The following is a 26,397-nucleotide window of genomic DNA, read 5'->3' as shown; positions in this document are numbered from 1 at the left end:
GCTCACGAATGGTCGCTCAGTTCGCTTTGTTCTGGCCCCTGGTCTCGGTCGTCGGTGAAGTCCGTCGGCGTGAACTCGAGGCCGAGCGCGTCGTGAGCGCGACCAAGAGCCAGATCCCGCGCTGCTTCCCACTCCGGATGGTTCTGTGGGAGAACCTGGAGAAGCGCCTTCAGGGTCGCCTTGAACGAGGCGTCAGTGTCGAAGCTTCGCTGCTTCAGCCAGTCGATCGCGACGTCTTCACCCTGCTTCTCGTAGACGTGCATCGCGGCGTGAACGGCATCGAGCGCGACAGTGTAGGACAGCGCGTCCGGATCGACTGGTGTCCGGCTCGACCGTTCGTCTCTGGGGAGCGTGATATCCTGAACGCGGTCGTCATGGGTCTTCAGCTGGATGTCGCCGCGCTTCTTCCCCCAGATCTTCGTCGAGCGCTTGATATCGTCGATGTCCACGCCGATTCCGAGACCGAGTTGATGGCCGTCGTCGTAGTCGAACGTCTCGGACTCGTGGACCAGCCAGGAGAGGATGTACCACTCCGTGATATCGTCCAGATCGTCGAGTCCCTCACCTTCGAGATACTCCTCGACGAGTACTCGAGTGACGGCCTCGCGAGCCTCCTCGAGAGCCCGCCGGGGCGGGACTTCTTGGTCTTGATCGTCGACGACCGGGTACGCGTCTGCGTAAACCTTCAGGGTCGGGCCGAACGCAGAGATGATGACGTCGGTTTTGGTGAGTGAGAGCCCGGCGTCGATGAGATCACGTGCCGCTTCTTGAGCGACTTGTCGGGTGTCCGCCCGGACATCACTCCAGAGGGTTGGGATGGTTTCGCTATCGTCTTCGTCGGCATCGACCGGCTTTCGCCCGGTGAGCAGGAGAGTGCTGTCAGCGGAACCGCCCCCACGCGTGTCCGTCCGTTGGGGCATTTCGCTGGTGATCGGGTGCGTAGAGGTGACTGTAAATCCGGATCGAATCAGAGACTTGGTGAGGGTATCCCATGCGCTGGACTCTTTGTGGGTGAACATGACGGTCATCACCCCGCCCGGTTCGATCACCCGGTAGAGTTCCTGGAAGATCTCAGCCATTTTGTTTTCGTAGTCTTCAGCAGCCAATTCTGACTTCGAGCTTGAATTCGAGGCGACTTCTTCGTATTCCGCGACGTTGGCTACAGCCTCCTCACTTTTATCTGTCAAATCAGTTGAGAAGATTTCGGGATAGATATCCCCGAGATATTCTTTGAGCCAGACGTAGCTCATATCAGACATTTCTGAGTAGATGATGCTATCGTAGTACGGGGGATCGATTACTACGGCTTGGATAGAGTTTGAGTCAAGCGGGAGATCAGCTGCGTCACTCTGCGAGACTTGGACATCATTTGCGTCTTCGTCGCTGAGAAAGGTAGCTATTTCCTCATAGGAATCTCTGACCCGGTCAAGTGTATCGTGATAGTCTTGATTTCCAGCGGAGAGATTGTTTTCGACAAACGACCACTGGAGTGTGAAATGCTTCCCACCTAGAGCGTTTCCGAGGAGTCCATTGCTAATATCTAATGGAGCAAATCGGACATTTCGATCTACTGTCTTCCCAGCAACCAGAGCCAGTACCGCTAAAATGGCCTCACCCTTCTCTTGGTCGTACTTTTCGAGGATCTCCTGTTGGCATTCCTTGTAGGCTTGTAAGTATTCGTGTAGAGTTACGAGTTGTCTTGGTGTGAAAGCGTCCCTCCATTTCGTGACTCCATAAGGGCCTGCCCTATCTTCGTCTCCAATATATCGCGGAACATCTAGTAGTGAACTAAGATCGAAATCGGATTCGATCCGATCTGCTGCCCTTGATTGGGCTTCGTAATCTTCTGGAATCGGAGCTCGCCAAGCGGTCCCCCCATCAGATTTCTCATACTTGACTCCGTATATTTCATACCTGAAGTCATAATCTCGTATTTTTTCCTGAATTGCATCTGACTCCATTACAATACCGCAGTTCAGACATTCGGCCCCGCTTCGAGTATGTGGTCCATCTTGAGGGTTGTATTCCGATTTTTCAACATCATCTGGGAGGCGGACTACCTCGTACTCAATTTCGGTCTCATCCTCGGATACAGATGGGCGAGCAGCAACTCCTTTTGAGGAAGATTGTTTCTGAAGCCACCACTTCTTCGTTATCGGAATGTCACACCCACACTCGGGGCAGTCGACAGCGTAAGTACAGGCATAGTGAGATGGGGTTTGTCGTTCTCCATCACTCGGGAAATATGGTGTGAGTTCTTCACCGGCGATTTCAGTTATCCGATCACCCCATTCATTCAGCTCGTTTTGTAGTGAGCCGACATTTGGTGCATACTCTAGAAGCACCTTGAGCATCACAGTTGGGACTGGATTGAGCTCGTTTGCGGCCGTTGGAAGACCATATCGAAGTGACTCGAACGGAATTACACCTCCACCTGCTGTGGGATCCAGAACTGTCGGTAATTCCCCATCCCAGTGGTCTCTGAGAAGATCGTGAATCTCCCCTTTCTCGTCAGTGGTTGGCGTTCGTGTATATGGACGCGGGTACCCGTAATGCTCTTCTAAGTTACCGTCTCGCTCATCTTCCGTCCTCTTCTTCTCAGCAACGTACTGCTCAATGTCTACATCAATGTCGTCACGGGGGCCGATCTGCATCCAATCGAGCAGAGTATTCGCTTTCACATCCGGGGGAAGTACCGATGACAGAATTGCTAACCGGGAAGCGGGTGTCGGTCGGCGGGCGAACCAGGGGTGGAGATAGCGATGCGGAGGCATGAAGTAAGGGTTTGCCTCTTTCAGGTTCTCGATACCCACCGCCTTCAGCGGGAGTGTCCCTTCAATTGCCACTCGCTTCAAATCCGAGTCCACGTCCTGATCTTCTGGTTTTTGACTCATTTGTCTATTTCACTCGATATGGTCCGTCAGCAGTACTCGAAGCGCCTTTTCTCCGTTCGGACTCGATGGTGATCGGCACTTTGCGTGCCAGTAATAGCATTCCTCGTCGCTCATCCGAGCGACGCCACGGGCGAGCGACCGCATCCGGTCGACGCGTTGGAGGGGTTTCACGCCCCGGAACGCGACGGCGAGACGGATGCCCGCCGACTCGGGGAGAAACACGAACCCGTCTCCGCCCCGGAGGACCTCATCGGGATCAGCGGGCGTCCCCTCGACAGCTGTGCGGACGACGTCCTGGAGGGCCCGAACCCGAGTCGGGTCGAGTCGCGCCACCTTCGCCCCCATCCATCCGCTCCACGCCCATCCCTCGTACTCTGCGGGCGTGTCGACTCCGTGGAGTCTCTCTAGCAGGTCTTCGATCGACCGGATACACAGCGATCGACCCCCACGTTCGAGGCGATCGCGACGGGCTTCGGCCTGTTCTGTGGGGAGGAGTTCGTCGAGCGTCCACTCAGCGCCGCCATCCGTCTCCCGACGAACCAGCATGAACGTCGGGCGGCCACCATAGAGACTCGACTCGTAGCGAACGAGGTTATCACGTTCGGCCTCGCCGGGTGATCGAGACCGGATATCCGTGCCGTCGGCCGACATCAGACCGTCACCTCCGAACTCGCCCGAATCGGCCCTTCCCCCTCGACACGAACGTCGATGCTGCCCGAGTCTAGGTCGTTGTCGAGCGCTGCCAGAAGATCGTCGCGAGCGTCGGTGATCGGCTCCGGCTCGTCGAACTGGAAGCGGAACTGGATCGTCGATCGAGTATCACCGAACGACCCGGGCTGGTCGATCACGTCGCGGAACCGGTCCGGCGAGCCTGTGAATTCGGCGGTGTACGTGCCGTCGTTGGTCCGCGTTTCGTACTCCATTCGGGCGGTGACTGCGTCCTCCCGGGCCTTGAACCCCGGGCGCTGGCTGATGAACTTCGCGGCCTGGAACGGGTCGTCGCTACCGACTTCGATCGTGAGCTCCGCGAGAAGCGGCGTTCGGTCGGCACCGGCCGTCGACTCCGCGTCGCGACGAACCTCGGAGAAGGCCCGAGACGCGGACATCATCTTCGTCCCCGCATCCCAGGATTCGTCGGGCTGGCAGTCCTGACACCGGCCCTGTCCGTCGAGTAGTCTCTCGTTGGCAACCTCCGTCCCGCAGGAGCTACACGTCGTCGACGACTGGTGTTCTTCGCAATAGTACGGGGTACTCCCCTCTGGCTCGTCGATGACAGTCCCACATTCTGCACAGGTTGCCTCCGGTGATTCCGGGCGCTCGATCTCGTCGAGGTGGTCCTCGAGCAGTGAATCGATGTCCTGGTAGACGTGGAAGGACGGCCCGATCTTCACGTCGCTGTCTCGGATCGTTGTCTCGACGTCGGGGGAGTCATCGAAGTCTGGCTGAGGGGGCCACCCCTCTGGATCGTCGCCCGTCCAGTAGGCGGTCTCCGAGTCGGCGTCCCAGTAGGCGTACCCGTGATCGCTCACGAGGGATGCGACCGTCTCACGGATCGGTTTCGTGCTGAAAAGGTAGTCGAGCCCTGGCTTTTTCGCGTACTGGTTGACCAGCGCCTCGGTGGACATGGCGTCCTGTGTCTGTTGCCAGAGGCGCTGATCAACGTGAGCCGAGCCCCGTGCGCCGGCGTCTCGCTTGACGATCTTGTCCTCGAGTGTCGTCTGGACGGCCTCGACGAGTGTCGTCCCGCCGTTCGACTCCGTCGCGCTGATCGTGATGTGATTGAGCCCGTCCCGATCCGGGTAGTACAGGTGTCGGTAGACGTTCCGGACGAGCTCAGCAAGCATCAACTGGGCCTCGTCGCTTCGCTCGCGAAGTTCCTCGATCTGCTCGGTCGAAAGGTCGGCCTTCTGCTCCGGGCTGTCGAGGAGCGCCTCGATCGCCTCGAGTCGGCGGGCTTCTTCGATCGCAGACTCCATTCGGTCTGCATCCGGGGCGAGAAAGAGTGCGTAGTTCTTGAAGACCCGCGTCTCCGTCTCCCCGTCGTGCTTGGCGGCTTTCTGCGTGTAGAGTTGCTCGACCTTCCCCAGTGGTGTGTCGCCTCCGTCATCGACCGCTGCTGTATCGGGGTGCATGACCGCGATTTTTGGGACGTCCGGTGTGTCGGGAAGGTCAGCCGGTGACTCGGGGAACTCGACCGATTCGAACCCACCATCGCCGATCTCGTCGTTGATCAGTTGGTTCTCGAAGCGAGCGTGCGCTGTCGCCTCTGGCGTCGAATCGATTCGCTGGTCGATGATCCGGATCAGGTTGGGCTCCTGTTTGAATCGGATCCGCTCCTCCTCGTAGAGATAGTAACACGCGACGTCCATGTCGTCGCCACGGAGCGCAGAGAGGGCGGCATCGTAGTCGTCGAAGTTGAGGTGTGGGTGGCCGAGTGCGAGATTCAGATCCGCGTGCGTGAGGCCAGCCGCCTGTTCGCCGTAGGCGAGACTGTGCCAGAGGACCGTCGTCGTCAGGTGCGTCCCCAGGGGTGGAATCCCGTTCTCGGTCCATTTGCGGTCCTCGAGCTGGGCGTGAGCCGTCCCATCGTCGTCGTAGATGTCTGCGGTCACGGCGGGCCCGAGATCGACGAAATCGAACAGCCGCTCGCGCAGGATGGTCTGGATCCCACCACCGGGGTCGTCGTCCGAGACGGTGAGATCGTAGATGCGGATCCAGTGGCGGTCGTAATGCTCTGGCTGGTTGTTCCAGAGATAGTAGACTGCCCGAGCGAGGAGGCGAAGCGCGTCTCGTGTCCGCTGGAATCGCGGGATCGTGTCGATCTTGTCCGTCAGCGCGTCGATCAGTGACGGGTGAAACGGATACTCGCGTTCGAGGACGTCGACGTAGCTCGCGTCGGTCGCTTCCTGGGGATACTGCCGGTCGCCCTGGTCGTAGAACTGGAAGTACGACTCGGCGGCCTCGTGGGCCCTCTTTTCTGGTATCTCTTCGAACAGACGGTGCTGGAGGACCTGCCCGATCTCGCTTTCGTCGGTCGGGGTCACCGTCTTGTGTTGGCGCCGGCCGATCTCGTTGACCTCCTCGATGTGGTCGCGAACGCCGTCGCGAACCTTGTCGGCCTGCTCGCCGAATGCCGTGTCCGCGATCGAGTAGACGACGGTGACGTTGTCCGTCTCGGTCGCGGCTTCCAGGAGGGCCATGACGAACGACAGCGTCTGGTCGGCGAGGGTCTGGTTGCCGACAGCGGTCCCGGCGGCCTTGTTCATGTAGTCCGCGATCTCGTCGATGAGGATCAGCGCCGGCTGGTCATGCTGGTCGAAAAGTTCGGTGAGCGTCCCCTCACCGGGTGCGTCTCGGTCCTGATCGTAGTCTTTGAGGAACTCGTAGCCCTCGAGCCCGTAGAGCTGGTAGGCGAGTTCGCCCCACATCGTTCGGGTGTTCGGGGCGTTCGGATCGTCGCTGGCGTGGCGGGCGTCCTTGCTGTCGGCCTTCGTCCCGATGAACACGCCCGTCGCGACATCGAGGCCGTTCGCTGCGGCCTCACCGTACTGGGCTGCGAGATCGGCGTCAGCGCTGAGGAGGAACCGCTGGAGGTTATCGATCGCACTGGGATCCTCGGCGAGGTGGTACGCCGCAATGAGGTCGTGTGTTTTCCCACCGCCGAACCGCGTGTCGAGACAGAGGATACTCGACGTATAGGTATCAGACCCGTAGTCCGTGGTCGCGAGGAATCGTCCGGCGAGATTCGATAACAGCGTCCGAAGCCCCTCGGTCGGATAGGTCATATCGTAGAACGACCCCGGGTCTCGGTACACAGGCGCGGCGTTCTCGGGGTTGTGGACGACGGTCGAGAGCTTCGCAGCGAACTGCTCTTCTTGGAGAGACCCGTCCAGGACGTCGTCGCGGGGCGCACAAGCCTCGAAGAGAGTGGGATATGTGCTACTCATCGGTATCCCCGGCCTCCGCTGGCTTCGAGACGATCACGAACTCCTCGTGCGCTGCGTTATCGACGATCGCGTGGGCGATGTCTTTCGACTCCGCGACATCGACTTTGATCGTGTCACCGATCTGCGCCTCGAACTTCCGTAACTCCGGACCTGAGAGGTTTACCCGGCCCGAATCCCCTGTGTTTTGACTGATTCGTTTCCGAGCCATTGAGATGGGTACACCATTTGGGCCTGCTCGTATAACCTTTACTTAGACTATCTCACCTAATTCAAGGCGGAGGCCCCACCCTCAAGGAGCGCCGGCTTCCGGCCCCGGCGGAAGCACAAGCGAGTAGGGTGGGGAGGAAGCCGACCTGGTATCAACCAGCCGCCAAACTGTTGCCTACTAACTCCCAATCATTAAGTAACCACAGGCAGATATGTGAAAGTATCGTGGAGTACCGTCGAACCGCCGTTATCAAGCTCGACACGCCCGAAGGCGCGGATACACACCTGCGGGAGACTATCGAGCAATTCAAATACTGTTCCAACACCGCGAGCGAGTGGTGCTGGCACGGTGACGACGGCTACCACGTCACATCGAAGGCGAAGGCCGAAGATGCACTGTACGACCAGCTACGCGAGGACACGGAGTTGACCGCGAACCTCGTCCAGAAAGGGATTCATCAGGCCGTCGAAGCCATCAAAAGCGGCGTCGAACGACTCAAAGACGACCAAGATACGTCCCGTCCGACGTTCTCGGCAGACACCGCTATCTACGACAAGCGAAGCGCCACGTTCCACCGTAACCACGTTTCACTATCGACACCGGACGGGCGTATTGAGTGCGATTATATTCTCCCTGAGAATCCCGAGACACCGCCGACGAAGTACGTCGCCAACGAGGACTTCGAGTTTCGGCGGGCGACACTTCATCGACGTGACGGCGACTGGTATCTCCATGCGTCGATGTTCAAAGAGGACGACGACACCGACACCACGACCGGGCACAGAACAGTCCTCGGTGTGGACCTCGGTGTGAACCAACTCGCGGTTGCTTCGACTGGGCGATTCTGGTCGGCAGACGAGTTCAACCACTGGAAGCGAGAGTACGAAAAACGGCGTGGTGACCTCCAACAGTGCGGAACACGAGCGGCACACGACGCGATAGCAGGCATCGAGCGCAAGGAGGAAGGACGCTTCGAGATATTCCTACACCGGGTCGCCAACGAAATCGTAGCCGAAGCCGTCGAACACGACTGTTCGCACATCGTGTTCGAGGACCTGACCGACATTCGTGAGAACGTGCCACGGGCGTCGTGGCACCATATCTGGGCGTTCCGCCGTCTCTACGAGTATGTCGCCTACAAAGCCAGAGAGCAGGGCGTCGAAGCCGTCCAAGTAGACCCACGGAACACCTCGAAGCGGTGTTCAACCTGTGGGTTTACCCACGACGACAACCGCCACGGCGAGGACTTCGAGTGTCAAGATTGCGGCTACCAGAACCACGCCGACTACAACGCTTCCAAGAACATCGGCCTACAGTATCTCCGTCGTCGGCAAAACGCAGACGACGGAGGCGCACCTGTAGACGTGCGCTTGAATCGCGGGACGCTGAACGTGAGTGGAGAGTACGACCTCCCCGCCACATCCGAGGCGTAGAACGGGAGTCCACGCGAAAGCCCTACCCTCAACGAGCGAGCGGGGCGATTGCCCCCGAGCGAAGTAGGGTAGGGTAGTTTACGAACGATATACGTGACCAGGGTCGAGGAGACAGTATGAGCACATTCGAGATCACGCCGCGTGGCGGAGCCGACGAAGTCGGCCGATCATGCTATCACGTCCAGGCCGACGATCGAGATTACTTCGTCGACTGTGGTATAAAGCAGGCTCAGACGGCGGAGTTTCCGACATTCCGTGGCATCGGGCCCGGACAGATCGACGGGGTGTTCATCACGCACGCGCACATCGACCACATCGGCGCTCTGCCGGTTGCGGAAAAACGCGGACTGCTCGCCGACGATGCATCGATCGTGATGACCCGGCCGACGAATGCTCTAACGGGAATCTTGCTCCACGACTCTCTCCAGATACACAAGCAAGAGGCCGAAGAGCTCGGTCGACCCCAAGAGTTCACCAGCGACGACGTCGAGCGTGTCCTCGATCGCGTCACCAGCGTCGGGTACGATCGCGACCATTATCTCAACGTCACCTACGAGTTCGGTGACGCTGCCCACCTTCTCGGGAGTGCGTGGCTCGTCCTGGAATTCGACGATCGCCGTGTGGTGTTCTCCGGCGACCTCGGCGGTCGAAGTGCCCATCTCGGCGATATCGACGAGCCGCCTGAGGCAGACGAGCTCGTCCTCGAGTCCACCTACGGGGACACGATGCAACACCGCTCGTTCAGCGATGCCCGGACAGAAGTCTACAAGCGGGCCAAGCAAGCTCACGCTGACGGTATTCCGGTCCTCATCCCGACGTTCGCCGTCGGGCGGGCCCAGGAGATCCTCCAACTATTCCGGGAGCGTGAAGACGATCTTCGCGGCGCCGTCGACGGCGAACCGTCGATCGTCTACGACGGCATGATCACGGAGTCGATGTCCGTCTACGAGGTGTTCTGCCAGGACGAATTCATGGGCGAATCGATCACCAACTACCGGATCAACTCGAACGACGCTGAGCCGTTTACGCCCGACTGTGCCTGGACGCCCGAGACGATGGAAGAACGGGAACGCCTTCTCGATGGGGAGTCCGCACCGATCATCGTGGCGCCGTCAGGGATGCTCACCGGCGGCTGGTCGCCGTACTACCTGCGTGACCTCGCCCGTCACTACGACCAAGCACGGGTGCTGTTCATCGGCTATCAGGCCGAGGGGACGCCCGGACGCGCGATCCAAGATACACCGGGCGACGTCGCTGACGTCACGATCACCGCGCTCCCGGCTGCCGAGGACTACGATTCCGAGACAGACGAGTTCGGCTTCCAAGAACAGGAGATCCGGGTCCCGACCGCCTGGGTCCACGAAATCGGTGGGATGTCCGGTCACGCCGCTGCGAACGATCTTCTCGAGTTTGCTCGCGGAGCGAATCCCCTCGGTATCTCGCTTGTCCACGGCCCTCCCGCTGCGGCCGCTCACCTACGCGAGTATCTCGACGACAATACTGAGGCCGAGGCAGTCCAGACGGCCAGCCACCTCGAAGCGATCGAAGTTGGGAAGTCAGACGTGATCACGCCCGATGTCGAGCGCTTGCTCGAACGGCAGGACCGGCTGGAAGAGGAATTGGCGTCGCTCCGTGAAGATATCGAAGCAGTCACGAACCGTCAGTAAGGCCGAAACCCCCCGCTGCTATTCTCGATCTTTCGCCGTTGAATGACTAATCTGCCGTATGAACCTCTTAGACGCCAATAATCGGCGGTACTAAGAGGGGGCGGCACGACTTCGGAGGATGATTTTCATGCGTGCCTTATTTTCAGATGAACAAAATAGAATAAAGTGGTTAGTAGACGTGCATGTCTTTCACTTCGACTTGAGAAAGTATTTAGCGTAGATAAACAACATTTTGATATGAAGCGTCGTCGGCTCCTCGTTACACTCGGCGCGGCTGCACTCGGGTCTGTGACCGGTTGTGCTGAGCCACTGCCGTTCGGAAACGACTCTCCTCGTGCCTCTTCGGTTGTCGAGGGTTATCACTACGAGGACACCGAATTAGTCGTCCGACTTGACGAGGAGTTCGACATTACAGAGGCTAGTATCTACAATTCGTCACGAGATACACAGTATGCGTCTATAGAAAATCCATCGACGAACTGTCGATTTCAGGTGGTATTCCCAGACCGTTTAGAGACGTATGCCACAAAATCACTCAAGCTCGAAGTGGATACGGAGAGGGGAACGATCACCGAGTGGATCTGGAAGGGACCTGTGCACGGCCACACGTCAGCTGTTGAGGTCGGACCGGAGAGTCAAGCTCAGTTTGATATCACGAATCAAGGCGAAACACCGTTACTTGTCCGGTTTGTTGCCATCTCTGGTGACGTTCCTGCTCCGACGGTCGATCCACAGCACGAGTCGTTCGACCGCTCAACACTGGGATTTGGGCCAGGGGTAGTGGGAACCGAGTCCAACCGCCCACAGTCTCCAAGTCGTTCGGATCTAGTCATCTCTCCTGGGGAGACAGCACCCTTCGAGACAACGTATTCACCATTTGCGGTTCCTGAGGACAGCAACACCGAATGGAGCGGTATCGACCGAACCGGCGAAATTACAATCGTAGCGGCGTCTGGTAGTAGCATGAAGTATAATTTTACGTACCAGCTGGGCAGCCAATGAGCAAGAATCTATGAAATCCACTGCTGTCCGATAGACCCACTCCCTGTACTGACCGAATCTGCTCACCACATCGAGCCGAGTTCTCCTCAGCTGATTTGGACTGAAACACCCGGTAGGTGAATGTGCGTATTGCCCGAAGTCATCCCTCAGTAGAGGTTGGACGGTCAGAGACAAGACGGCTGATACGTAGTATATCCTCTTCTATCATCCCGTATGTGACTGACGCGATGACGTGCTTTCCGTCAAGTCTGTCGGTGTCGAAGTCGGTCCGCTCCCATACGTCGCCAACTCGGACGTACACTTCGACATGCCCGTACTCGTTAGGAGAGTCTATCTCAATGACCTCTCCCTCTCCCTCTCCACTCCTGACTTCCTGTGACGACCAGTAAATAGTGTCATCGTTGTGGGTGACGAGTACATCAAAGACCTGAGATTCACCGCTCCCGTTCCCGAGTTCAACATGTGTAAGGTTCACACCTTTTTGTCCGTTCTCACCACCGCCTACCATCGTACACCCTCCAAGAGCGGCGGTAACTACAGTAGAGGTACCTGCAAGGAACGTCCGACGATTTATGCACCGAGTCATAGATTAGAAGAAAATGTTTTTGTGTTATTAAAATTGTGGACTCTTGTTAGCTGTAGCTGAATCTTCTGTACTGACCGAATCTGCTCACCACATCGAGCCGAGTTCTCCTCAGCTGATTTGGACTGAAACACCCGGTAGGTGAATGTGCGAACTGAATGATTTTGATATCACTGCGTTTCTGTTGCTGTCCAGTTCCAGAATCGACTTTCAGCAAGATATAGGCTCACAAGAACAAGTGTGATTCCGAGTCCAGCCGTGAGAGTAACCAACAGCGACTCGTAGGGAGACACGGCGACTGGGCGCGGTTTCAGCACTCCGAAGTACAGGAATTGCAGTTCGTACTGGAAGACATACGGGACTAGAAAGGCGGCAAAACTTCCGCCACCACAGATGAGTGCCCAAACGAGACGGCTTGATGGTGGGAGGTCTCGCCGTCTGCAATCCAGATACACGAGCACAGCGACACTCGCCCCGACAACAATTCCAGCACCGATCAGAATTTTGAGTAAGGACATTCTGTTAGTGCTACGAATATATTACTCCCGTGTGTATAAAATGTCTCTACTTGAACGATACGTACGTCCCCTGTATTGACCACAGATCGGCCAAAAATCATCCGCCAAGGGTTTCAGCAGGCCCCATACTCTACCTGACCGATCGACCACTTCTTCAGGACGCCAGTCAAATCGATCGATCAAATGGAGACGACGGACATCAAGACAATCAACTGGCAGACTGACGTTCATCCAGGCCATCGCGATGATCCGGAAAGCAAAGCCCGGAAGAAGCGCCGGTTGGCGATGTGGCATTACCAGATGAAGGCTCGCTCCAAGCTACGAACCTCTTCCTCGCTGATTGAGACCCTGCAAGCGACGACAATTCCGGATCTCCTTCGTGAGGAACTCGACACGTATCCGGGTTGGCACCCGGCACCGTACGACTTCGGACCGATTGTCCAGGCATTCCTATACAAAGAGCTCACGAATCGGAATTACGAGGAGGTAGCCCGTGATCTCCAACGCTGGCCCGAAGTTTCGGCCGCTATTGGCCTCGATAGCGTCCCCGACGCGTCGACGTTCTCGCGGACCTGGCGGAATCGCTTCCCCGAGGAACTGCGCGATATTGTCACCAGGTGGGTGAGAAAGATCCGCGAGTACGCCCACAAGTACGACGTCTCGATCCAGACTGTCCGAAAGGAGTCTACGGAGAGTGATGCTTTCGAGTCCGCAGAGTCAAACGACGATGTCTTTTCATCCCAGCAAATCACACAGATGCTCAAGCTCGGGCGGTCCTACGCGTTCGCTCCGTTCGATTCAGAACGGGCCGATAACAGCTCCTACGACGACAGCTGTTTTCTCGAACTTCAGAGTTATATTGGGATGGTCGGCTGCGGTGCAGATCAGGGATCGAGACGCTTCGCTTCTCACTCACATCGTGAGCAGACGCCTCACGGAGATACCCATCTGCGAGCGGTCAAACAGTTCGACCCTGATGAGATTCTCTCTGCGTTCGACGATGCAACCGAGCAGATGCTCGGGGCGATCGATCATCTCCCGCTTCAGGAGCCGGTGACGGTTGCGATCGATACGACGACTATCCCGTACTACGGGACCGTAGAGGATATGCCGATGGTAAGCGGCACGAAACACGAGTACCGCGGGTACAAATTCGCGACGCTGACCCTCGTCGGACGGAACGTCCCACTTGTTCTCGCCGTCGAACCGGTCGTGGAGAGTTCTCCCTGGGACGATAATCGGCCCAATCAGATGCATCGTCTCGTCCGGCGACTCGTTCGGCGGGCAAAACAACTCGTGACCGTCGATACGGTGGTCTGCGATCGGGAGTTCGATTCGATGGACGTCTTCCAGACGCTCTCGAATCTAAACGTGAACTATCTGATCCCCAAGCGGACGATGCAGACCGAGGCAACCGTCATAGAGAAGATGGATAGTGCCGGCGAGGATGTGGCAGTCGAAGCTGCCCGGGTAAACGTCGAGCATGGGAGTCACGAGATGCGGTTTTGCTACGTGCCAACCGCATCGGAGGAGAGTGACGGGACTGCCGTGTTCGCTACCAACGTCGCCGTCTCACCCGACGATGCAGAAGGGTTCTGTCGACGGTACAGTGATCGGTGGCAGATTGAGAACGAATACAAGACGATCAAGCACGATTTCCTCGCGACGACGAGCTCGAAGGATTACCGCGTTCGGTCGTTCTACTTCGTATTTGCAGTACTTCTCTATAATCTGTGGCGGCTGACGGACCTCCTGCTCAAAGCCGGAGTGTCCACAGAGATCGTGGACTTCGCACCGTACCTCACAGCCGGCGAGTTCATCGATTACGTCGCGAAATACCTCCGACCGATCGATTGAGGACGTCTGCTGAACCTGATCGGTTTGCTCGGCTGTGAGCGACAGCTTTGTCTAGAAACCTTGCTGAACGGGCTTGATTCCACCATCACACGCTGAGAGGGAGGAACGCCACTGATCTGTGGGTTTGTTGACTCTCGTGTTTTTCTTAGGCATCTAATTTCCCGCTAGTTCCGGTCTTCAATATACCAACCTCCGAAGTAGTGGAACTTCCAAATTTGACAATTCATATAGCGGCATGTAGTTTATACATGAGCTAAATGCAGTCTTGATGGGCTGAAATGGCCGAATTCGAGAGGTACTGGCCGGTATACAATTACTGTGTTTTAGCCCAATAAAACACAGTAGATTATTGTACCCCGGCGCCGTCAGGGAAGCACAAGCGATGAGGGACACGAAATCCCTGGGTTCGACCCGGCAGAACAGCCTTGACGCGGCGATCGACGCCCGTCTGGCTGAGATCGACTCGGGCAGCTACCGAGCGACCTCCGCCACAGTCCTCTCGGATTTCAGCTGGTTCCTTCGCGAACAGCGCGGCATCGAGAGCATCGACGATATCGAGGTGATCGATGTTCGCCGCTACTCTCAATGGCTCCGTGAGCGTGCTGACGACGATTCCGACTCCCTCAGTAGTGCGTCGGCCTGCGACAGTGGCCCCTACTGGCTATGCGTCCGTGCGTTCCTCGGCTGGTGCGTCGACGACGAACGGCTCGACAGCAATCCGGCCCAACCGAACCGAGCACAAGACCCCCTCCCGGAGAACACATCCGAACCGAATCGGCAGTACTGGTCCGAAGACGCCCGCGAGTCGCTACTATCCTACGTCGACGAACGGGCGCGAGCGGCCCTTGAGGTAGAGGCGGAGGATGACGTCCAGTCAGAAGATGAATCGGTAGAGGCGGCTACTGACGCCGATCACGCCGACGTTGATCGCGAACAAGCCTTCCGAGATCGGGCTTTGGTCGAGATGCTCGCGCTCACCGGCGTCCGTGGCGCTGAGATTGTCGCCGACCCGCGAGACGATCAGCGGAATGGCCTCAACTGGGACGATGTTTCCCTCCAGGATGGGGTTGCATCTGTCTTCGGCAAGTCCCGGGAGTACCAGGATGTCCCGCTGATCGACCGGGTGGTGTCGGTTCTCGAACGGCATAAGAAGTCGATGAAGCCTAGCTCCGACGAGTGGCCCATCTTCGTGACCGGCCATTACCCCTCACTGTCAGCAACCGTTCGTGAAGCTCTCCAGGAGCGGGGATGGGACGACGACGAGATTGAGGACGTGATCGACGAAAACGAATGGCTGGATATCTGCCGAGAATACGATATCACCCCACCGGCGCTGTCGAAGAACGGCGCTCGATCGGTACTCAAGCGACTCTCAGAGGAAGCAGATGTGAACGTCGACGGCGAGTATCTGAAACCTCACGGCGGCCGTCGGGGCCTTGGGTCGGAACTCTATGCTAAAGATGCCGAGCTCACTCAAGAACTTCTACGGCACCAGTCGATCGAAACGACCCACGAATCGTATCGTGAAGAGCGGACCAAGGAGAATCGGGAGCGTGTTGATCAGATCCTAAGCGACGATACTAGCTGATCCGCTTCCTGTACTGGACTGAGGGACTTCTGACTACTCACTCTCGAAATCGTCCAGACCTGCTTGCTCGTGTTCTTCGGGCTCGATCACCTGGGGAGAATCGTTACTGGGGTCGTTCACTCGGGTCGAAATCGGATAGGCGTCCATGTCCTCGCGGGGGTAGGGCTGGCAGAGTTCGTGCCGTTCCTCGGGGTCAGCTGAAAGCCAGCGATCTTCAGCCTCCCGTGGGAGGACCACTGGCATCCGATCGTGAATCGGCTCCATCAAATCGTTCGGCTCGGTCGTGAGGATCGTCACGCAGGACCGCGACTCACCGTTTTCCTCCCACTCGTCCCAGATGCCGGCCATCGCGAACGCCGGGCTATCCTCGCGGTAAATCCGATAGGGCTGTTTCAGCCCGCCGTTCCGTGATTGCCACTCGTAGAACCCTGAGGACGGCACCAGACAGGGCCGCGACTCCCACGCCTCCTGGAAGACTCGCTTCTCGTCGACGGTCTCCGACCGAGCGTTGATGATCCCGTCACTGGGATCGTCTGCCCACGACGGGATCAAGCCCCAGTGGAAGCGGTCGATCTCGTCCGGGGCGTCGCTGGTGATCACCTCGAGGCCGTCACCAGGCGCGATATTGTACCGAGGCTCGTAGTCTCCATCGGCGACCACCGTCGCGTCGAAGGCGGACTCGAGATCTTGCTGGTCGATGAACAGCGAGTTCCGACCGCACATACCCGTGTTTTCTCGGAGATGGGACTTCAACTTCCGGATGGCAAAGACGGGAAAGGGGTTCAATTGTACGATTACGCCGGAGTCGGCTCCTGGGCCTCAAACTCTGTAAATTCGTAAGTATGACTCACGTCACCGTCATCTAGATGGACAATCACTTCGATCTCATATCGTGTGATTTCGGAATCAGGAGAAACATCATTCAGGTAGAGCGATTCAGTCACTTCAATTCCCGGGTCAAGGTCAGATGTATCATTTACTCTGTCCTCCACCCTTTCGTTATCTTGATATAATTCGATAGTAGTCTCTATCCAGCCCATCTCTTGGTCGCTAACGTTCTTGAGTGTGTAAAAGAAATCTACGCTGTTCCAACCTCTTTCCTCAAAACTATGGTCTACCAGCTTGACATAGGATTCTAACTCGGGCGTGGTTTCTGTCGGGGTGGGAGAACCGTCGCTCCCTTCATTCCCAGGAGTTTCTTCCTCCTCCTCTGAACAACCTGCTACTGCCACCAGCCCGGGCCCTATCCCTGCCAGAACTGCTCGCCGGGTTAGGTCATTCTGGCTCTGTTGAAACCCTATTGTTTTGATAGCTCCCCGGATGAATCTGCCGTTAGATAGGACTGCGGATGGTCGATTCAATTCTACAATCGTATCATCACGTTGCTAGGCCCAGTGAAGGAGATAAAGGAGATAGATGCTAGCGCCCGTAACGAGTATACCAACCGCAATAAAGGCCACAGCAGCCAAGCCAGTTGTGTAGAATGCCATTTGAACCGCTTGAAGGCCAACGAGAACCGTGAATGCTGCTAGTATCGTCCAAAAGACAGTTGAGAGAACTGACCGCCCCGCTCTTGACATCTCTTCTCGCACAGCGCGCCGAATTTCGGCTTCGGGGAGGTTGTCGGAGTCGCCCATGTCGAATACTATGCTCCCCATCCATTATATAATTGGCTTGTACAGCGCGATAAGTGTACTACCGGTATCTAACGCTCAGAGTGTCTTGTCGATGTTATGTGTGAGACAGCCAATAGCGAGTTCACGGAACTGTTTCCACCAGTAGCGTGAGCGGACGAATGCACCGTATTTGCGCTTGAGGCGGGAGTTTACTGTCTCGTTCTGACTCCGTTGACCATAGAGGTTAGCGTCCAACCGAGCGTTCCACGCCTTGTGTAGCGACGAAAACTCGCGGTGCTTGATGAGCGGGCGAACACCCTCCTCGTGAGCTAAGACACGAATCTTCTGATCGTCGTATCCCTTGTCACCGAGGAGAATCTCTACGTCACCGTAGTTCCGCTTGATGAGCGACGGTGCGATCTGTGAGTCGTGTTTTCGTGTCGTCGTCACGTGTAAGTCAATGATTGCGTTCGACCTTGTGTCTACGAGGAGCGTGACTTTCAACTGCTGAATCGTCATCTCCGTTCGCTTTGTATAGTGTTTCGAGGCGTGACTCCGGTCGAAACCGGAGGCATCAATCCCAACGACACCATTGGTCGGGAGAAGCGTGACTGAGAGGTTGAGAAGAACCCGCCAAACAGCCATGTCGAGTCGCTTGAACGCCTTACACAACGTCGAAGGTGAGGGGAGTTCCGTCAGATCAATGGCACTCCGAATCCGGGGCATCTCGATAAGTTCGTCAAGAAGCGTTCGATACGTCGTATTCTTCCGAACCTTGAGACAGAGGAGGACGATGTGTTGATGAAGTGTGTACCGTCGTTTCGAGAACTTTGAGGAGTAGCGAGCAACAGCTCGTCGAGCCAAGTGATACGCCTGCTCAACGAACCGGAGCAACCGTGACTTCGGGAGGGCTTCCATCCGGTCAGACTACCGGCCCAACCTGTAACTCTCTGAGGGTTTCAACAGAGCCGTCATTCTTCTTTCTCATTTCCTTGCTTGTCCTCACTAGCTCACTTATTGCTGTGTTCTTGTTTTTGATGGCGGGCCCCTTCTTAAAGACCTTCATTGAAGTGCTCATACTAACTATTAATATGATGTCATAAATCGATTCGCAAGGTGGTTGGCTTCAGGACTAGCAAGACTAAGTCTACTGCTCTATAGACTTCCACTAGACCTCAAGAGTGGAATTTATACGGTGTAGTTCATGAGTGTTGACTAAGATGAACAAAGTAATATTGGATACAAACTACTGGATTGCTCTCAAAAAGGATCCAAACCTCTTCAAGGAGTTCTATGAGGTGTGTGCCTCTGATGATGTGAGAGTCTACTTTAGCTACGGAAATTTCATCGATCTAGTCAAAGCTGACGAACAGGACATTATGTCCAAAATCATCGTTGGAATTGCGGACTACTGTCTTCCTCCAACACCGACTGACGGGGATGAATATCCCATCTCGAGTAATCCGATCTCTATTATTCCAGATGATGAATTCCGAAGATTTGCAGCGGAACAGACACGACATCTCGGGATGGTTGAGACGTTACAATACATCTTCCGTTCTTCTGATTGGGAACCGGTCGACGAGTTTTATACCAGTATTGAGGAGTATCGGGACCTCATTCAAGAATACGGGTATGAGAACCTCAAAGGGCTGGCTTTCAAAGACCACTTGAAGGAACAAGAAGACGGGGACCAATTAGTCCTTCATCAACACGAATTGGATATAGTGGAGCTTGTGAAGGGAGAAGTCTATCTTCAGCGTTTTCAGGAAATGGATTCTAACGAGAAACCTGACGCGAACGATATTGCTGATTTAGAGATATGCACTCAGGCCATACTCTCTGATTGTAATATGTTACTCTTAGAATCTAAGTGGGTTAATATAGAGTTGATAGACAAAGTGGTAGAAACCATCGAAGATGGAATCAAACCCCGTGTTTATGACGATTTTGACGCCGCAATCTCTGATTTGAAAGACGAACGCAAGTGAGACAGAGCACCATCTATAATATATTTGTTAATTAATACATTTTTACATTCAGTCGGAGGATACTGTGTTATCAGTACCATCTACGATTTCAGAAGTCGGAAACCCGGAAACTACCCCCTTCTGTTTATCACCCTGGCTTCTGAATCCTCGGCCAGATGATCGAGGACGCTCGCGTCCTTCGTGAAGAGTTCGTCCCGAACGACGTCGTCCACAGGGATCACGAAGTGAACGCGCTCTCGCACGTCCTCGAACCCGTCACGGAGGGCAACCCCGCCGACTCCGCGCTGATCACCGGCCCGTCCGGCGCCGGGAAGACCACCATCACGAAGTTCACCGCCGGTCGCCTTCGCGAAAACGTCCTCGACGTCGAGTACGTCCACGTCAACTGCTGGCAGTCCTACACGCGGTTCAAAGCGCTCTACCGGATTCTCGAAGGGCTTGGCCAGGCCGTCGACGTCCATCGGAAGTCCACGCCGCACGACGAGCTCCTCGATCGCCTGGATCGCTACGACGGCCCGCCCGTGATCGTCGCGCTTGACGAGGTGGATCAGCTCGAAGACGGCCACCCGATCTACGACCTCTACCGGCTCTCGAAGTTCTCCGTGGTCCTGATCACGAACGACGAAGAAGAGCTCCTCGCTGGCCTCGACGAGCGTGTCCGCTCCCGTCTTCATACGGCCGAGACCATCCACTTCGACCGCTACGACATCGACGAATTGACCGACATCATGGCCGACCGCGTCGAGTACGGGCTTGCTCCTGGCGCCGTCGATCGCGACCAGCTGCGGTGGATCGCCGATGCCGCCGCCGGCGACGCCCGCGTCGGGTTGAGCATCCTTCGGAGTGCGGCCAGTCAAGCCGATCGTGACGGGGCAGAACACGTCCGGGACAGCCACATCGAGGCCGCGATCCCAGCGGCTCGTCAGGAAGTCCGCTCGAAAGCGCTTGACTCGCTCCGGCGAGAGCAACGGGAAGTCTACGAGGTCCTCCGCGACGCCGGCGAACTACCGCCACGAGAGATCTACGAGCAATACACCGAGCGAGTTGCCGATCCTCGGACGAAGAGAACGATTCGCTCGTGGCTCCAGAAACTCGAGCGGTATAATCTCGTTGAGGCCAAAGGGAATGGCCCGAATCGGTCATATCGAATACCGTCCGCGAGTGAAACCTAACGAGTGTTATGGATATTCCGCTGAGTCGGAAGATTTTGACCAAGGTTCAGGATACAGCGTGCGAAGGGTTGTCTCGCGCTCACCGAGCATATGTACGATATAGATGGGAATATCACCGTTAGAGAACTCGGAAATGAAATGTAGACAGGAACCGCAAACACGGGCATGTGAGCTTTCTTCGTCGACAGCGAGAGCCGTATTGACTGCGACTGCTTCTATAGGATTTGGCTCTTCATGTTCTGTTACCGCGTTCGTGACGGCAAGCCTCTCCGCGTGTATCGTTTGATGTCTGTCCTCGGTAGAGACTACTGAACCAGTATATATTCCCCCGTCAGAGGCCCTGACCGCGGCACCTACCTTTCCAGGGTCACCAACCGAATTCGCTCCACGTTCAGCCGCATCTCGCGCCGCTTCTATCAACTTTTCCTGAGGTTCTCCCATATACTGAGTAAGACTGTGGAGTGATTGATTTCACTTTCGGGCTCAACCCGAAGGTTCCCCACAGGGCTAATTCGCAGCGGAAGTCGAACTGATACCCCTCGCGACTGGACGAAGAAATTGTAAAGGAACGCTCACCAAAATCTCAAGATATGGATAGTGAACTTGAGCGGCTGATTAACGCCCTCCTCAATGACGAAATTAGATGTTTTAACTGCAACAGCGAGTTCGACATTCAAGCGACTGATTTCGAACAGCAGTCTGAGCACCTCTACACCCTCTGCTACAACTGTCCTAGCAACAACTGCGACACCAAATACGATATCCAAGTCAAGGATAAGGGCTCCAGCCTCTCCTTCGAGGCAAACAAGCACGGTACTGACAGACACGATAACCATCCTGATATCGCCAAGCACGTACGAAAGGAACCGCTTCAAAAGAAGTCTCATCCCGTCCGCAAAATCGTTGACGCAGCTCACGAACTCACCAATGCTATCGCCATCCTCTACCACAATCAGCAGCAATTACAGGAGGCCCAAGAGATTGTGGAGGACGAAGGGATTGATCAGGACGGCAACTTCCACCGCCGAATACGCGCAGACATCCACAATTATACTGCCGCAGCGTACAGTTTTGAAGAGATACTGGAAAAAAGCGTTGAGCCTCATCTCCCAACAGAGGGGCCAATCAAGGACGCAAAGGTCGAATTCGAGAACGAACACGAGGTGATCAAGGCCCTTCGAACCTACGCGCAACACCATCTTACACTGCCCTCCTCAATCGCTCACTTCATCGGCCCTACTACCGAGGGCGGTGAGATAACCATCACGGTTCCGATAGACGACTTGGATGACTTTCGCCCCGGCGATCCCGAAGCCTCATTCAAGCCCGTTAAGGGGGACCATGTCCGCGTCGTGGATCGCGTCAACCGTCACTACCAGGCCGCTGAAAACCTCGTCGACACGATGCTTGAAGAGGCTGAGAAGGAGTACGATGAGCGGGTCGAAGAGTACCGGGAAGCCTCGAGCTATCCGGAGCTAGAGGAATCATAGTATCATGCTACATTCGTACCTTGTATCTTGCACTTAGTTTCTAACAGGATTTGAAGTAAAAGTGAACGATACCCATGATACATCACGAAGTGGTGACTAGGAGTGATACGTAGAGTTCCGACAGAAGGGGGTCAAAGCGTATATTCACCAATTTCATCGCTCCCACAGCTGTGACAGACCCCGTCTGGCTGGGTGACAGTCACCCCACAGCGCCGGCATTCGTGATACGAATGGAGATTCTGCCGTTCTCCAAAGAACTGCGAGATCGTCTCAATCATAGGCCCGAGTACCAGCCAATCGCTCATAACTTTGCGTCAGACACCCCAAGTCCTGTTGACATCAGTCCATTTCACCTTGTTCTCGGGGATGATGTCGTTAACCAACAGTCCGTTTTGGATCCGATTCTGTTGGTTAACTACCGCTTCGGAAACAACTCGGAAACTGCTTGGATCCTCATCTGAAGAGCGCCATCCTCGATATACGGCAATTGGGTCAGGGGCCTGGAAATCCGGAAACTCCCCGGCAGACAGTATGTAGCTGCTTGAGGTATTGTCCACTATGGACCTCACGAGTAGCGATAGAGAACCGGATCGCTCCGACGTCAAAGGGGGATCGGCGATCGCCGGCGATCGCCGCTGGCCGGGCCCGAGTCGCGACGATCTTCTCGGCCAGCGAGCACGGCAGCGCTCATCCGGTGAGATCGACGACGCGGCCGTCGCGACCGCCGACGCCGGCCTCTTGCTGCCGGAGTTCCCCAGCCTCGAGGACGACTATTACCTCCTGGACCCGGACGTCGACACGCCACGGTCGCGACGATCGGCGACGGTCGGGACGCTTCACGCGCTCGCGCTGGATACCGCGCTCTCGGCTGGCGGTGACGTCGTCTGGATCGACGCGCAGGGTCATGCTACAACCCGCGCCTTCGCGCAGGTCGCTCCCTCCGAGCGGGCCCTCGACCGCGTCCACGTTGCCCGAGCGTTCACCATCCACCAGCACGTCACGCTCGTCGATCAGGTCGGCAGATGGCTTCGCGACGGCCCACCGTCACCGTTCGGCGGGCCCGCGACGGATCGCCCAGCTGTGGTCGTCGCGCCGGCTCTGGACGCGTTGTATTGCGGCGGTGACCTGCCGGACGACGATGCACAGGCGCTTCTCCTGCGGTCGCTGGCGACGCTGCAAGCCATCGCTCGCGACCAGGACATCCCGGTCGTCCTCACCCGGACTCGGCGTGACGGCGCTGCGAGCGCGCTGGAGACGGCCGCCACGACGATCGCCCTCGAGGAAACCCAGTTCGGCCCACGGTTCGAGTGTGACGAGCTCGACTTCGAGACGCTCGTCTACGACGTCGGCGACGGCATCCAGCAGACTACGATCACCTACTGGTCCGAGATCCTTGCCGCTCGTCACCCGTCCGTCGTGACCGGCGCGGGCTCGCCGGCGCCGTCCGGCCCGGGGAGCCGGCTATCGTCACCGACCATCGCCCCGGGAGATATCCGGTGATCAGCATGGGACGCACGAACCCCACCTTTCGGGACGTTCTCCGAGCGGTCGAAGACCGGTGGCAACCGTTCCGACGGGCGCTTCGCCACGAGGACCAGGAACACTTCGACCGGCTGCTCAAGCACGCCAACACCCATGCCGACGCGGCGGGGAACCTCAACCACCAGTCTCCGATCGTCCCGGTCCTCGTGTCGATCGCACTCGCCCAGGAGCGGCGGATCGACGAGTTAGAGCACCGGCTGGCCGAAATCGAGTCGGAAGACGTTGATCTTCGACGGGAAACCCGGGGGTGAGACGCGGGAAGATGGTCCTAACGATCGACTTTCTCGGTGACGGGAAGCCGCTCGTGTGGTCGCTCGAAGGGTCCGTCGACGATCCAGGATGGTCGGCGACGCGGGAAACCGAATATCGCCCGACCGTGTACGCGGTCGCTGCGAGAGGGATGCAACACCAGAACCCGGACCGGACTGCCTGCGTCGACGACCTTGCAGTCCTTCGCGAGGACCTTGGGATGCATCCCGCGGTCGCAAACCTCAGCTTCGAGTGGGAGAATCCAGGGTTTCGCTTCGCTGACCAGCCTGTACTGCGTATTGAAGTCGATCGGATGGATACAGTACGGGAAATCGCTCGCTTCATCGAGGATCGCGGCCCACAAGGACGGAATCCGTACCGGGCGTTCAACGTGGACTTCTCTCCCGAGTTCCGGTTCTGCCTCGAAACAAATACCGACCCGGCACCGTCGCGACCGCCGCGGCGACTCCGATTAGACCTGCCTCGCGAAGCAGCGGCGAACGAGGACCTCACCGCCCTCGAGATCAGCACCGTCGACGGCGCCGACGGCGACCGTCGCGACGGTCGTGGTGAGGCCGGCGTCGCCACCGTCGACGAGGTCCTCCACGCACTCCGGCGACAGCTACGAGAGTTCGACCCGGACGTCCTCTCGGTCGAGCGGGGCGAGATCGTCCCCCTGGTCGCCGACGCGGCTGACGAGCACGGCATCGACCTGGGCCTGCAACGGGTTCCGGCGGGAGTCTCGAAAAGGCAGGTTCCCGCCTATCAGCAACTCGCCGGCGAGTCCACGTTCGAGTCCTACGGCCGACGGATGCACTCGCCGGCCCGCTACAACGTCCCGGGTCGTGTCGTAATCGATCGCTCGAACACGTTCTTCCTCGAGGAGACGAACCTCGCCGGCGCGCTCGATCTCGTCGAGCGGTCGGGCAAGCCCCTCCAGGAATTAGCTTGGGCGTCGATCGGGAACGTCCTCACGGCGATCCAAATTCGAGAGGCGACCCGTCGCGACGTGCTCGTCCAGTGGCGTGCCTGGCGGCCAGAGCGATTCAAGACCGCGGGGACGCTCCACGATGCCGACCGGGGCGGGACGACGCTCTCGCCGATCGTGGGCGTCCACGATGACGTCCACGAGCTCGACTTCGCGTCGATGTATCCGAACATCATCTGCCAGCACAACCTCTCGCCGGAGACCGTCCGGTGTCGGTGCCACGATCAGGATGACGTCCCGGAGTTGGGATACTCGGTGTGCGACAGCGACGGCTACCTCCCCGAGGTCCTCCAGCCGATCATCGACGATCGCGCGGCGATCAAAGAACAGCTGGCGAACGAAGACCTCGCCGTCGACGAACGGCGGGCACTCGGGGGACAGTCGGACGCGCTGAAGTGGATCCTCGTGTCGTGTTTCGGCTACCAGGGGTTCAGCAACGCGAAGTTCGGCCGGATCGAGGTCCACGAAGCGATCAACGCCTACGCTCGGGACATCCTCTTGACCGCCAAAGAACGCCTGGAAGCCGGCGGGTGGAAGGTACAACACGGGATCGTCGATTCGATCTGGGCCACCGCTCGCGACGGCGCCGAGCAACGCCCGCTCGACGAGATCGCGACGGAGATCTCCGAGGAAGTGGGGATCGCCCTCGAATACGAGAGTGCGTTCGATTGGGTGGCGTTCTGCCCGCGGCGCGACGGCCAAGGTGGCGCGTTGACTCGGTACTTCGGGAAGCGTCACGACGCCGGCGACGGCAACGGCGACGATCCGTACAAACTCCGGGGGATCGAGTGTCGCCAGCGATCGACGCCGGCGTGGGTCGCTCGGGTTCAACAGGACCTTATCGACGTGTTCGACAACACGCGAGATCCTGAGTCGGTGGTCGCCGCCCTCGAGGATCACCTCGAAGTCCTGGAGGCGGGTGAGGTTCCGGCGAGTGACCTGCTCGTCCGAACCCGGGCGTCGAAGTCCGTCGACGCCTATTCACATCAGACACGAACGGTCGCTGCGCTCGAACGTGCCGAGAAACTGGGCCTCGAATACGCGCCGGGAGAGGACGTCGTCTTCGTGGTCAGCGATGACGACAAGGACGGACTGGATCGGGTCAGGTTAGCGCCCGAAGTGGACGATGAGACACCCTACGATCCAGGCTACTACCGAGACGAGGCAACCAGGGCGGCGGCCAGTATCCTCGGGCCGCTCGGCTGGACTAAAACTGAGGTATCTCAAGAGTGTGCTCACTGGGCCCAGAAAGAGGTAGAATAGGTGGGATGGGGCCGTTCCTTCTCCGCTAATTTTGTGCGTCCGTATCTGGCTCAACGACGTCCACGTCTTCAAACTCATCAGGGGCGTGTGAAGAGCTTCCATCGACAATCTCCCCCGGGACCTCACTTTCACGGTGGATGTAGAACTTGTAGTGGCCCGCCTCGAACCGATCGTAAAATATGTCGAGTATGGTGTCTGTATCTGCTCGTTTGAGTTCTTCCGTATCGAATTCAGCGACGATCTCGCCGTCACTGTCCGGTAACCACCCACCTTGATCAGTGTCGAATGCTGCTACTCGTCTGAACGTGATATTCTCTTCAGGGGTCTCATACGGGTCTTCGACCGGGGAGTAGATTCCTGCAATGGGCATATAGAGGAGTTACCCCTCT

Annotated in this window: 23 protein-coding genes; 11 read left to right on the top strand and 12 right to left on the bottom strand. The window is 57.3% G+C overall.

Going from position 1 to position 26,397, the window contains the following annotated elements:
• Positions 1 to 2 precede the first annotated feature (2 nt).
• From BN2694_RS14145 to BN2694_RS14130, 4 genes are read right to left on the bottom strand one after another with little or no spacing between them, the layout of a single operon-like run.
• On the bottom strand, positions 3 to 2,894 hold the full coding sequence (locus tag BN2694_RS14145; protein WP_135666718.1) for a DUF1156 domain-containing protein: 2,892 nt from the start codon (positions 2,892 to 2,894) through the stop codon (positions 3 to 5).
• Between the two features lie 9 nt (positions 2,895 to 2,903).
• The gene (locus tag BN2694_RS14140; protein ID WP_135666716.1) at positions 2,904 to 3,545 is read right to left on the bottom strand and encodes a DUF7680 family protein; all 642 of its coding nucleotides are present in this window, start codon (positions 3,543 to 3,545) and stop codon (positions 2,904 to 2,906) included.
• Positions 3,545 to 6,841, bottom strand: a complete 3,297-nt coding sequence (locus BN2694_RS14135) for a DUF499 domain-containing protein (protein WP_210408989.1) — start codon at positions 6,839 to 6,841, stop codon at positions 3,545 to 3,547. Before BN2694_RS14135 ends, BN2694_RS14140 begins: the two co-directional genes overlap by 1 nt.
• On the bottom strand, positions 6,834 to 7,049 hold the full coding sequence (locus BN2694_RS14130) for a hypothetical protein (protein WP_135666714.1): 216 nt from the start codon (positions 7,047 to 7,049) through the stop codon (positions 6,834 to 6,836). Before BN2694_RS14130 ends, BN2694_RS14135 begins: the two co-directional genes overlap by 8 nt.
• Positions 7,050 to 7,273: 224 nt before the next feature.
• On the opposite strand from BN2694_RS14130, the gene BN2694_RS14125 reads away from it, so the two are divergent.
• The 3 genes from BN2694_RS14125 to BN2694_RS14115 all read left to right on the top strand — a co-directional run bounded on the left by BN2694_RS14125 (position 7,274) and on the right by BN2694_RS14115 (position 11,151).
• The gene (locus BN2694_RS14125; RefSeq protein WP_135666712.1) at positions 7,274 to 8,482 is read left to right on the top strand and encodes an RNA-guided endonuclease InsQ/TnpB family protein; all 1,209 of its coding nucleotides are present in this window, start codon (positions 7,274 to 7,276) and stop codon (positions 8,480 to 8,482) included.
• Between the two features lie 116 nt (positions 8,483 to 8,598).
• On the top strand, positions 8,599 to 10,149 hold the full coding sequence (locus BN2694_RS14120; RefSeq protein ID WP_135666710.1) for an MBL fold metallo-hydrolase: 1,551 nt from the start codon (positions 8,599 to 8,601) through the stop codon (positions 10,147 to 10,149).
• A 237-nt stretch (positions 10,150 to 10,386) separates the two neighbouring features.
• Complete coding sequence (locus BN2694_RS14115; RefSeq protein ID WP_210408988.1) at positions 10,387 to 11,151, top strand: hypothetical protein; 765 nt, start codon at positions 10,387 to 10,389, stop codon at positions 11,149 to 11,151.
• Between the two features lie 139 nt (positions 11,152 to 11,290).
• On the opposite strand, the gene BN2694_RS14110 is transcribed toward BN2694_RS14115, so the two are convergent.
• Positions 11,291 to 11,659 (bottom strand): hypothetical protein, encoded by a 369-nt coding sequence (locus BN2694_RS14110; RefSeq protein ID WP_135666708.1) that lies wholly within the window; start codon positions 11,657 to 11,659, stop codon positions 11,291 to 11,293.
• A gap of 776 nt (positions 11,660 to 12,435) precedes the next feature.
• Here BN2694_RS14110 and BN2694_RS14100 point away from each other — a divergent pair.
• Positions 12,436 to 14,109 carry a transposase gene (locus tag BN2694_RS14100; RefSeq protein WP_135666704.1) on the top strand — a complete coding sequence of 558 codons (1,674 nt, stop codon included), beginning with the start codon at positions 12,436 to 12,438 and terminating at the stop codon, positions 14,107 to 14,109.
• Between the two features lie 382 nt (positions 14,110 to 14,491).
• Positions 14,492 to 15,697 (top strand): tyrosine-type recombinase/integrase, encoded by a 1,206-nt coding sequence (locus BN2694_RS14095; RefSeq protein ID WP_135666702.1) that lies wholly within the window; start codon positions 14,492 to 14,494, stop codon positions 15,695 to 15,697.
• A 33-nt stretch (positions 15,698 to 15,730) separates the two neighbouring features.
• Here the strand turns inward: BN2694_RS14095 and BN2694_RS14090 are convergent, their stop codons facing one another.
• The 5 genes from BN2694_RS14090 to BN2694_RS17220 all read right to left on the bottom strand — a co-directional run bounded on the left by BN2694_RS14090 (position 15,731) and on the right by BN2694_RS17220 (position 18,391).
• Entirely contained in the window at positions 15,731 to 16,420 is a 690-nt protein-coding gene (locus tag BN2694_RS14090) for an SOS response-associated peptidase (protein WP_135666700.1), read from the bottom strand.
• 71 nt (positions 16,421 to 16,491) lie between these two features.
• Positions 16,492 to 16,929 (bottom strand): FxLYD domain-containing protein, encoded by a 438-nt coding sequence (locus tag BN2694_RS14085; RefSeq protein ID WP_135666698.1) that lies wholly within the window; start codon positions 16,927 to 16,929, stop codon positions 16,492 to 16,494.
• A gap of 153 nt (positions 16,930 to 17,082) precedes the next feature.
• On the bottom strand, positions 17,083 to 17,334 hold the full coding sequence (locus tag BN2694_RS14080; RefSeq protein WP_089872649.1) for a hypothetical protein: 252 nt from the start codon (positions 17,332 to 17,334) through the stop codon (positions 17,083 to 17,085).
• A gap of 75 nt (positions 17,335 to 17,409) precedes the next feature.
• Positions 17,410 to 18,231: an IS5 family transposase gene (locus BN2694_RS14075; RefSeq protein WP_089872610.1), complete on the bottom strand. Its 822-nt coding sequence runs from the start codon at positions 18,229 to 18,231 to the stop codon at positions 17,410 to 17,412.
• Positions 18,232 to 18,235: 4 nt separating this feature from the next.
• Complete coding sequence (locus BN2694_RS17220) at positions 18,236 to 18,391, bottom strand: hypothetical protein (protein ID WP_167880047.1); 156 nt, start codon at positions 18,389 to 18,391, stop codon at positions 18,236 to 18,238.
• A gap of 142 nt (positions 18,392 to 18,533) precedes the next feature.
• Here BN2694_RS17220 and BN2694_RS14070 point away from each other — a divergent pair, with 142 nt between their 5' ends.
• Entirely contained in the window at positions 18,534 to 19,304 is a 771-nt protein-coding gene (locus BN2694_RS14070; protein ID WP_135666695.1) for a hypothetical protein, read from the top strand.
• 155 nt (positions 19,305 to 19,459) lie between these two features.
• Positions 19,460 to 20,476 (top strand): Cdc6/Cdc18 family protein, encoded by a 1,017-nt coding sequence (locus BN2694_RS14065; protein WP_135666693.1) that lies wholly within the window; start codon positions 19,460 to 19,462, stop codon positions 20,474 to 20,476.
• A gap of 6 nt (positions 20,477 to 20,482) precedes the next feature.
• Here the strand turns inward: BN2694_RS14065 and BN2694_RS18180 are convergent, their stop codons facing one another.
• Positions 20,483 to 20,917: a cytidine deaminase family protein gene (locus BN2694_RS18180; protein ID WP_135666691.1), complete on the bottom strand. Its 435-nt coding sequence runs from the start codon at positions 20,915 to 20,917 to the stop codon at positions 20,483 to 20,485.
• Between the two features lie 149 nt (positions 20,918 to 21,066).
• Between BN2694_RS18180 and BN2694_RS14055 the strand changes: the two genes are divergently transcribed.
• The 4 genes from BN2694_RS14055 to BN2694_RS14040 all read left to right on the top strand — a co-directional run bounded on the left by BN2694_RS14055 (position 21,067) and on the right by BN2694_RS14040 (position 26,008).
• Positions 21,067 to 21,966: a hypothetical protein gene (locus BN2694_RS14055; protein ID WP_135666689.1), complete on the top strand. Its 900-nt coding sequence runs from the start codon at positions 21,067 to 21,069 to the stop codon at positions 21,964 to 21,966.
• A gap of 558 nt (positions 21,967 to 22,524) precedes the next feature.
• Positions 22,525 to 23,466 (top strand): hypothetical protein, encoded by a 942-nt coding sequence (locus BN2694_RS14050; protein WP_135666687.1) that lies wholly within the window; start codon positions 22,525 to 22,527, stop codon positions 23,464 to 23,466.
• Positions 23,467 to 23,471: 5 nt separating this feature from the next.
• Positions 23,472 to 23,759, top strand: coding sequence for a hypothetical protein (locus tag BN2694_RS14045; RefSeq protein WP_135666685.1), 288 nt, complete (start codon positions 23,472 to 23,474; stop codon positions 23,757 to 23,759).
• 11 nt (positions 23,760 to 23,770) lie between these two features.
• Positions 23,771 to 26,008, top strand: coding sequence for a type B DNA-directed DNA polymerase (locus BN2694_RS14040; protein WP_135666683.1), 2,238 nt, complete (start codon positions 23,771 to 23,773; stop codon positions 26,006 to 26,008).
• 25 nt (positions 26,009 to 26,033) lie between these two features.
• Here BN2694_RS14040 and BN2694_RS14035 read toward each other — a convergent pair whose 3' ends face one another.
• The gene (locus BN2694_RS14035; protein WP_135666681.1) at positions 26,034 to 26,378 is read right to left on the bottom strand and encodes a hypothetical protein; all 345 of its coding nucleotides are present in this window, start codon (positions 26,376 to 26,378) and stop codon (positions 26,034 to 26,036) included.
• Positions 26,379 to 26,397: the final 19 nt, after the last annotated feature.

The organism is Halorhabdus rudnickae (assembly GCF_900880625.1).
Taxonomy (GTDB): Archaea; Halobacteriota; Halobacteria; order Halobacteriales; family Haloarculaceae; genus Halorhabdus; species Halorhabdus rudnickae.
The sequence above is the reverse complement of the archived record's forward strand: the minus strand, read 5'-3'. Positions and strand labels throughout refer to the sequence as shown.

Excerpts from the sequence above, each read along its gene's own strand:
- BN2694_RS14145 (WP_135666718.1), bottom strand. The coding sequence starts at position 2,894 with ATGAGTCAAAAACCAGAAGATCAGGACGTGGACTCGGATTTGAAGCGA.
- BN2694_RS14115 (WP_210408988.1), top strand. The coding sequence starts at position 10,387 with ATGAAGCGTCGTCGGCTCCTCGTTACACTCGGCGCGGCTGCACTCGGG.
- BN2694_RS14065 (WP_135666693.1), top strand. The coding sequence starts at position 19,460 with ATGATCGAGGACGCTCGCGTCCTTCGTGAAGAGTTCGTCCCGAACGAC.
- BN2694_RS14110 (WP_135666708.1), bottom strand. The coding sequence starts at position 11,659 with ATGGTAGGCGGTGGTGAGAACGGACAAAAAGGTGTGAACCTTACACAT.
- BN2694_RS17220 (WP_167880047.1), bottom strand. The coding sequence starts at position 18,391 with ATGAGCACTTCAATGAAGGTCTTTAAGAAGGGGCCCGCCATCAAAAAC.
- BN2694_RS14130 (WP_135666714.1), bottom strand. The coding sequence starts at position 7,049 with ATGGCTCGGAAACGAATCAGTCAAAACACAGGGGATTCGGGCCGGGTA.
- BN2694_RS14140 (WP_135666716.1), bottom strand. The coding sequence starts at position 3,545 with ATGTCGGCCGACGGCACGGATATCCGGTCTCGATCACCCGGCGAGGCC.
- BN2694_RS18180 (WP_135666691.1), bottom strand. The coding sequence starts at position 20,917 with ATGGGAGAACCTCAGGAAAAGTTGATAGAAGCGGCGCGAGATGCGGCT.
- BN2694_RS14050 (WP_135666687.1), top strand. The coding sequence starts at position 22,525 with ATGGACCTCACGAGTAGCGATAGAGAACCGGATCGCTCCGACGTCAAA.
- BN2694_RS14040 (WP_135666683.1), top strand. The coding sequence starts at position 23,771 with ATGGTCCTAACGATCGACTTTCTCGGTGACGGGAAGCCGCTCGTGTGG.
- BN2694_RS14080 (WP_089872649.1), bottom strand. The coding sequence starts at position 17,334 with ATGGGCGACTCCGACAACCTCCCCGAAGCCGAAATTCGGCGCGCTGTG.
- BN2694_RS14090 (WP_135666700.1), bottom strand. The coding sequence starts at position 16,420 with ATGTGCGGTCGGAACTCGCTGTTCATCGACCAGCAAGATCTCGAGTCC.
- BN2694_RS14135 (WP_210408989.1), bottom strand. The coding sequence starts at position 6,841 with ATGAGTAGCACATATCCCACTCTCTTCGAGGCTTGTGCGCCCCGCGAC.
- BN2694_RS14095 (WP_135666702.1), top strand. The coding sequence starts at position 14,492 with ATGAGGGACACGAAATCCCTGGGTTCGACCCGGCAGAACAGCCTTGAC.
- BN2694_RS14075 (WP_089872610.1), bottom strand. The coding sequence starts at position 18,231 with ATGGAAGCCCTCCCGAAGTCACGGTTGCTCCGGTTCGTTGAGCAGGCG.
- BN2694_RS14100 (WP_135666704.1), top strand. The coding sequence starts at position 12,436 with ATGGAGACGACGGACATCAAGACAATCAACTGGCAGACTGACGTTCAT.
- BN2694_RS14070 (WP_135666695.1), top strand. The coding sequence starts at position 18,534 with ATGAACAAAGTAATATTGGATACAAACTACTGGATTGCTCTCAAAAAG.
- BN2694_RS14055 (WP_135666689.1), top strand. The coding sequence starts at position 21,067 with ATGGATAGTGAACTTGAGCGGCTGATTAACGCCCTCCTCAATGACGAA.
- BN2694_RS14045 (WP_135666685.1), top strand. The coding sequence starts at position 23,472 with ATGGGACGCACGAACCCCACCTTTCGGGACGTTCTCCGAGCGGTCGAA.
- BN2694_RS14120 (WP_135666710.1), top strand. The coding sequence starts at position 8,599 with ATGAGCACATTCGAGATCACGCCGCGTGGCGGAGCCGACGAAGTCGGC.
- BN2694_RS14035 (WP_135666681.1), bottom strand. The coding sequence starts at position 26,378 with ATGCCCATTGCAGGAATCTACTCCCCGGTCGAAGACCCGTATGAGACC.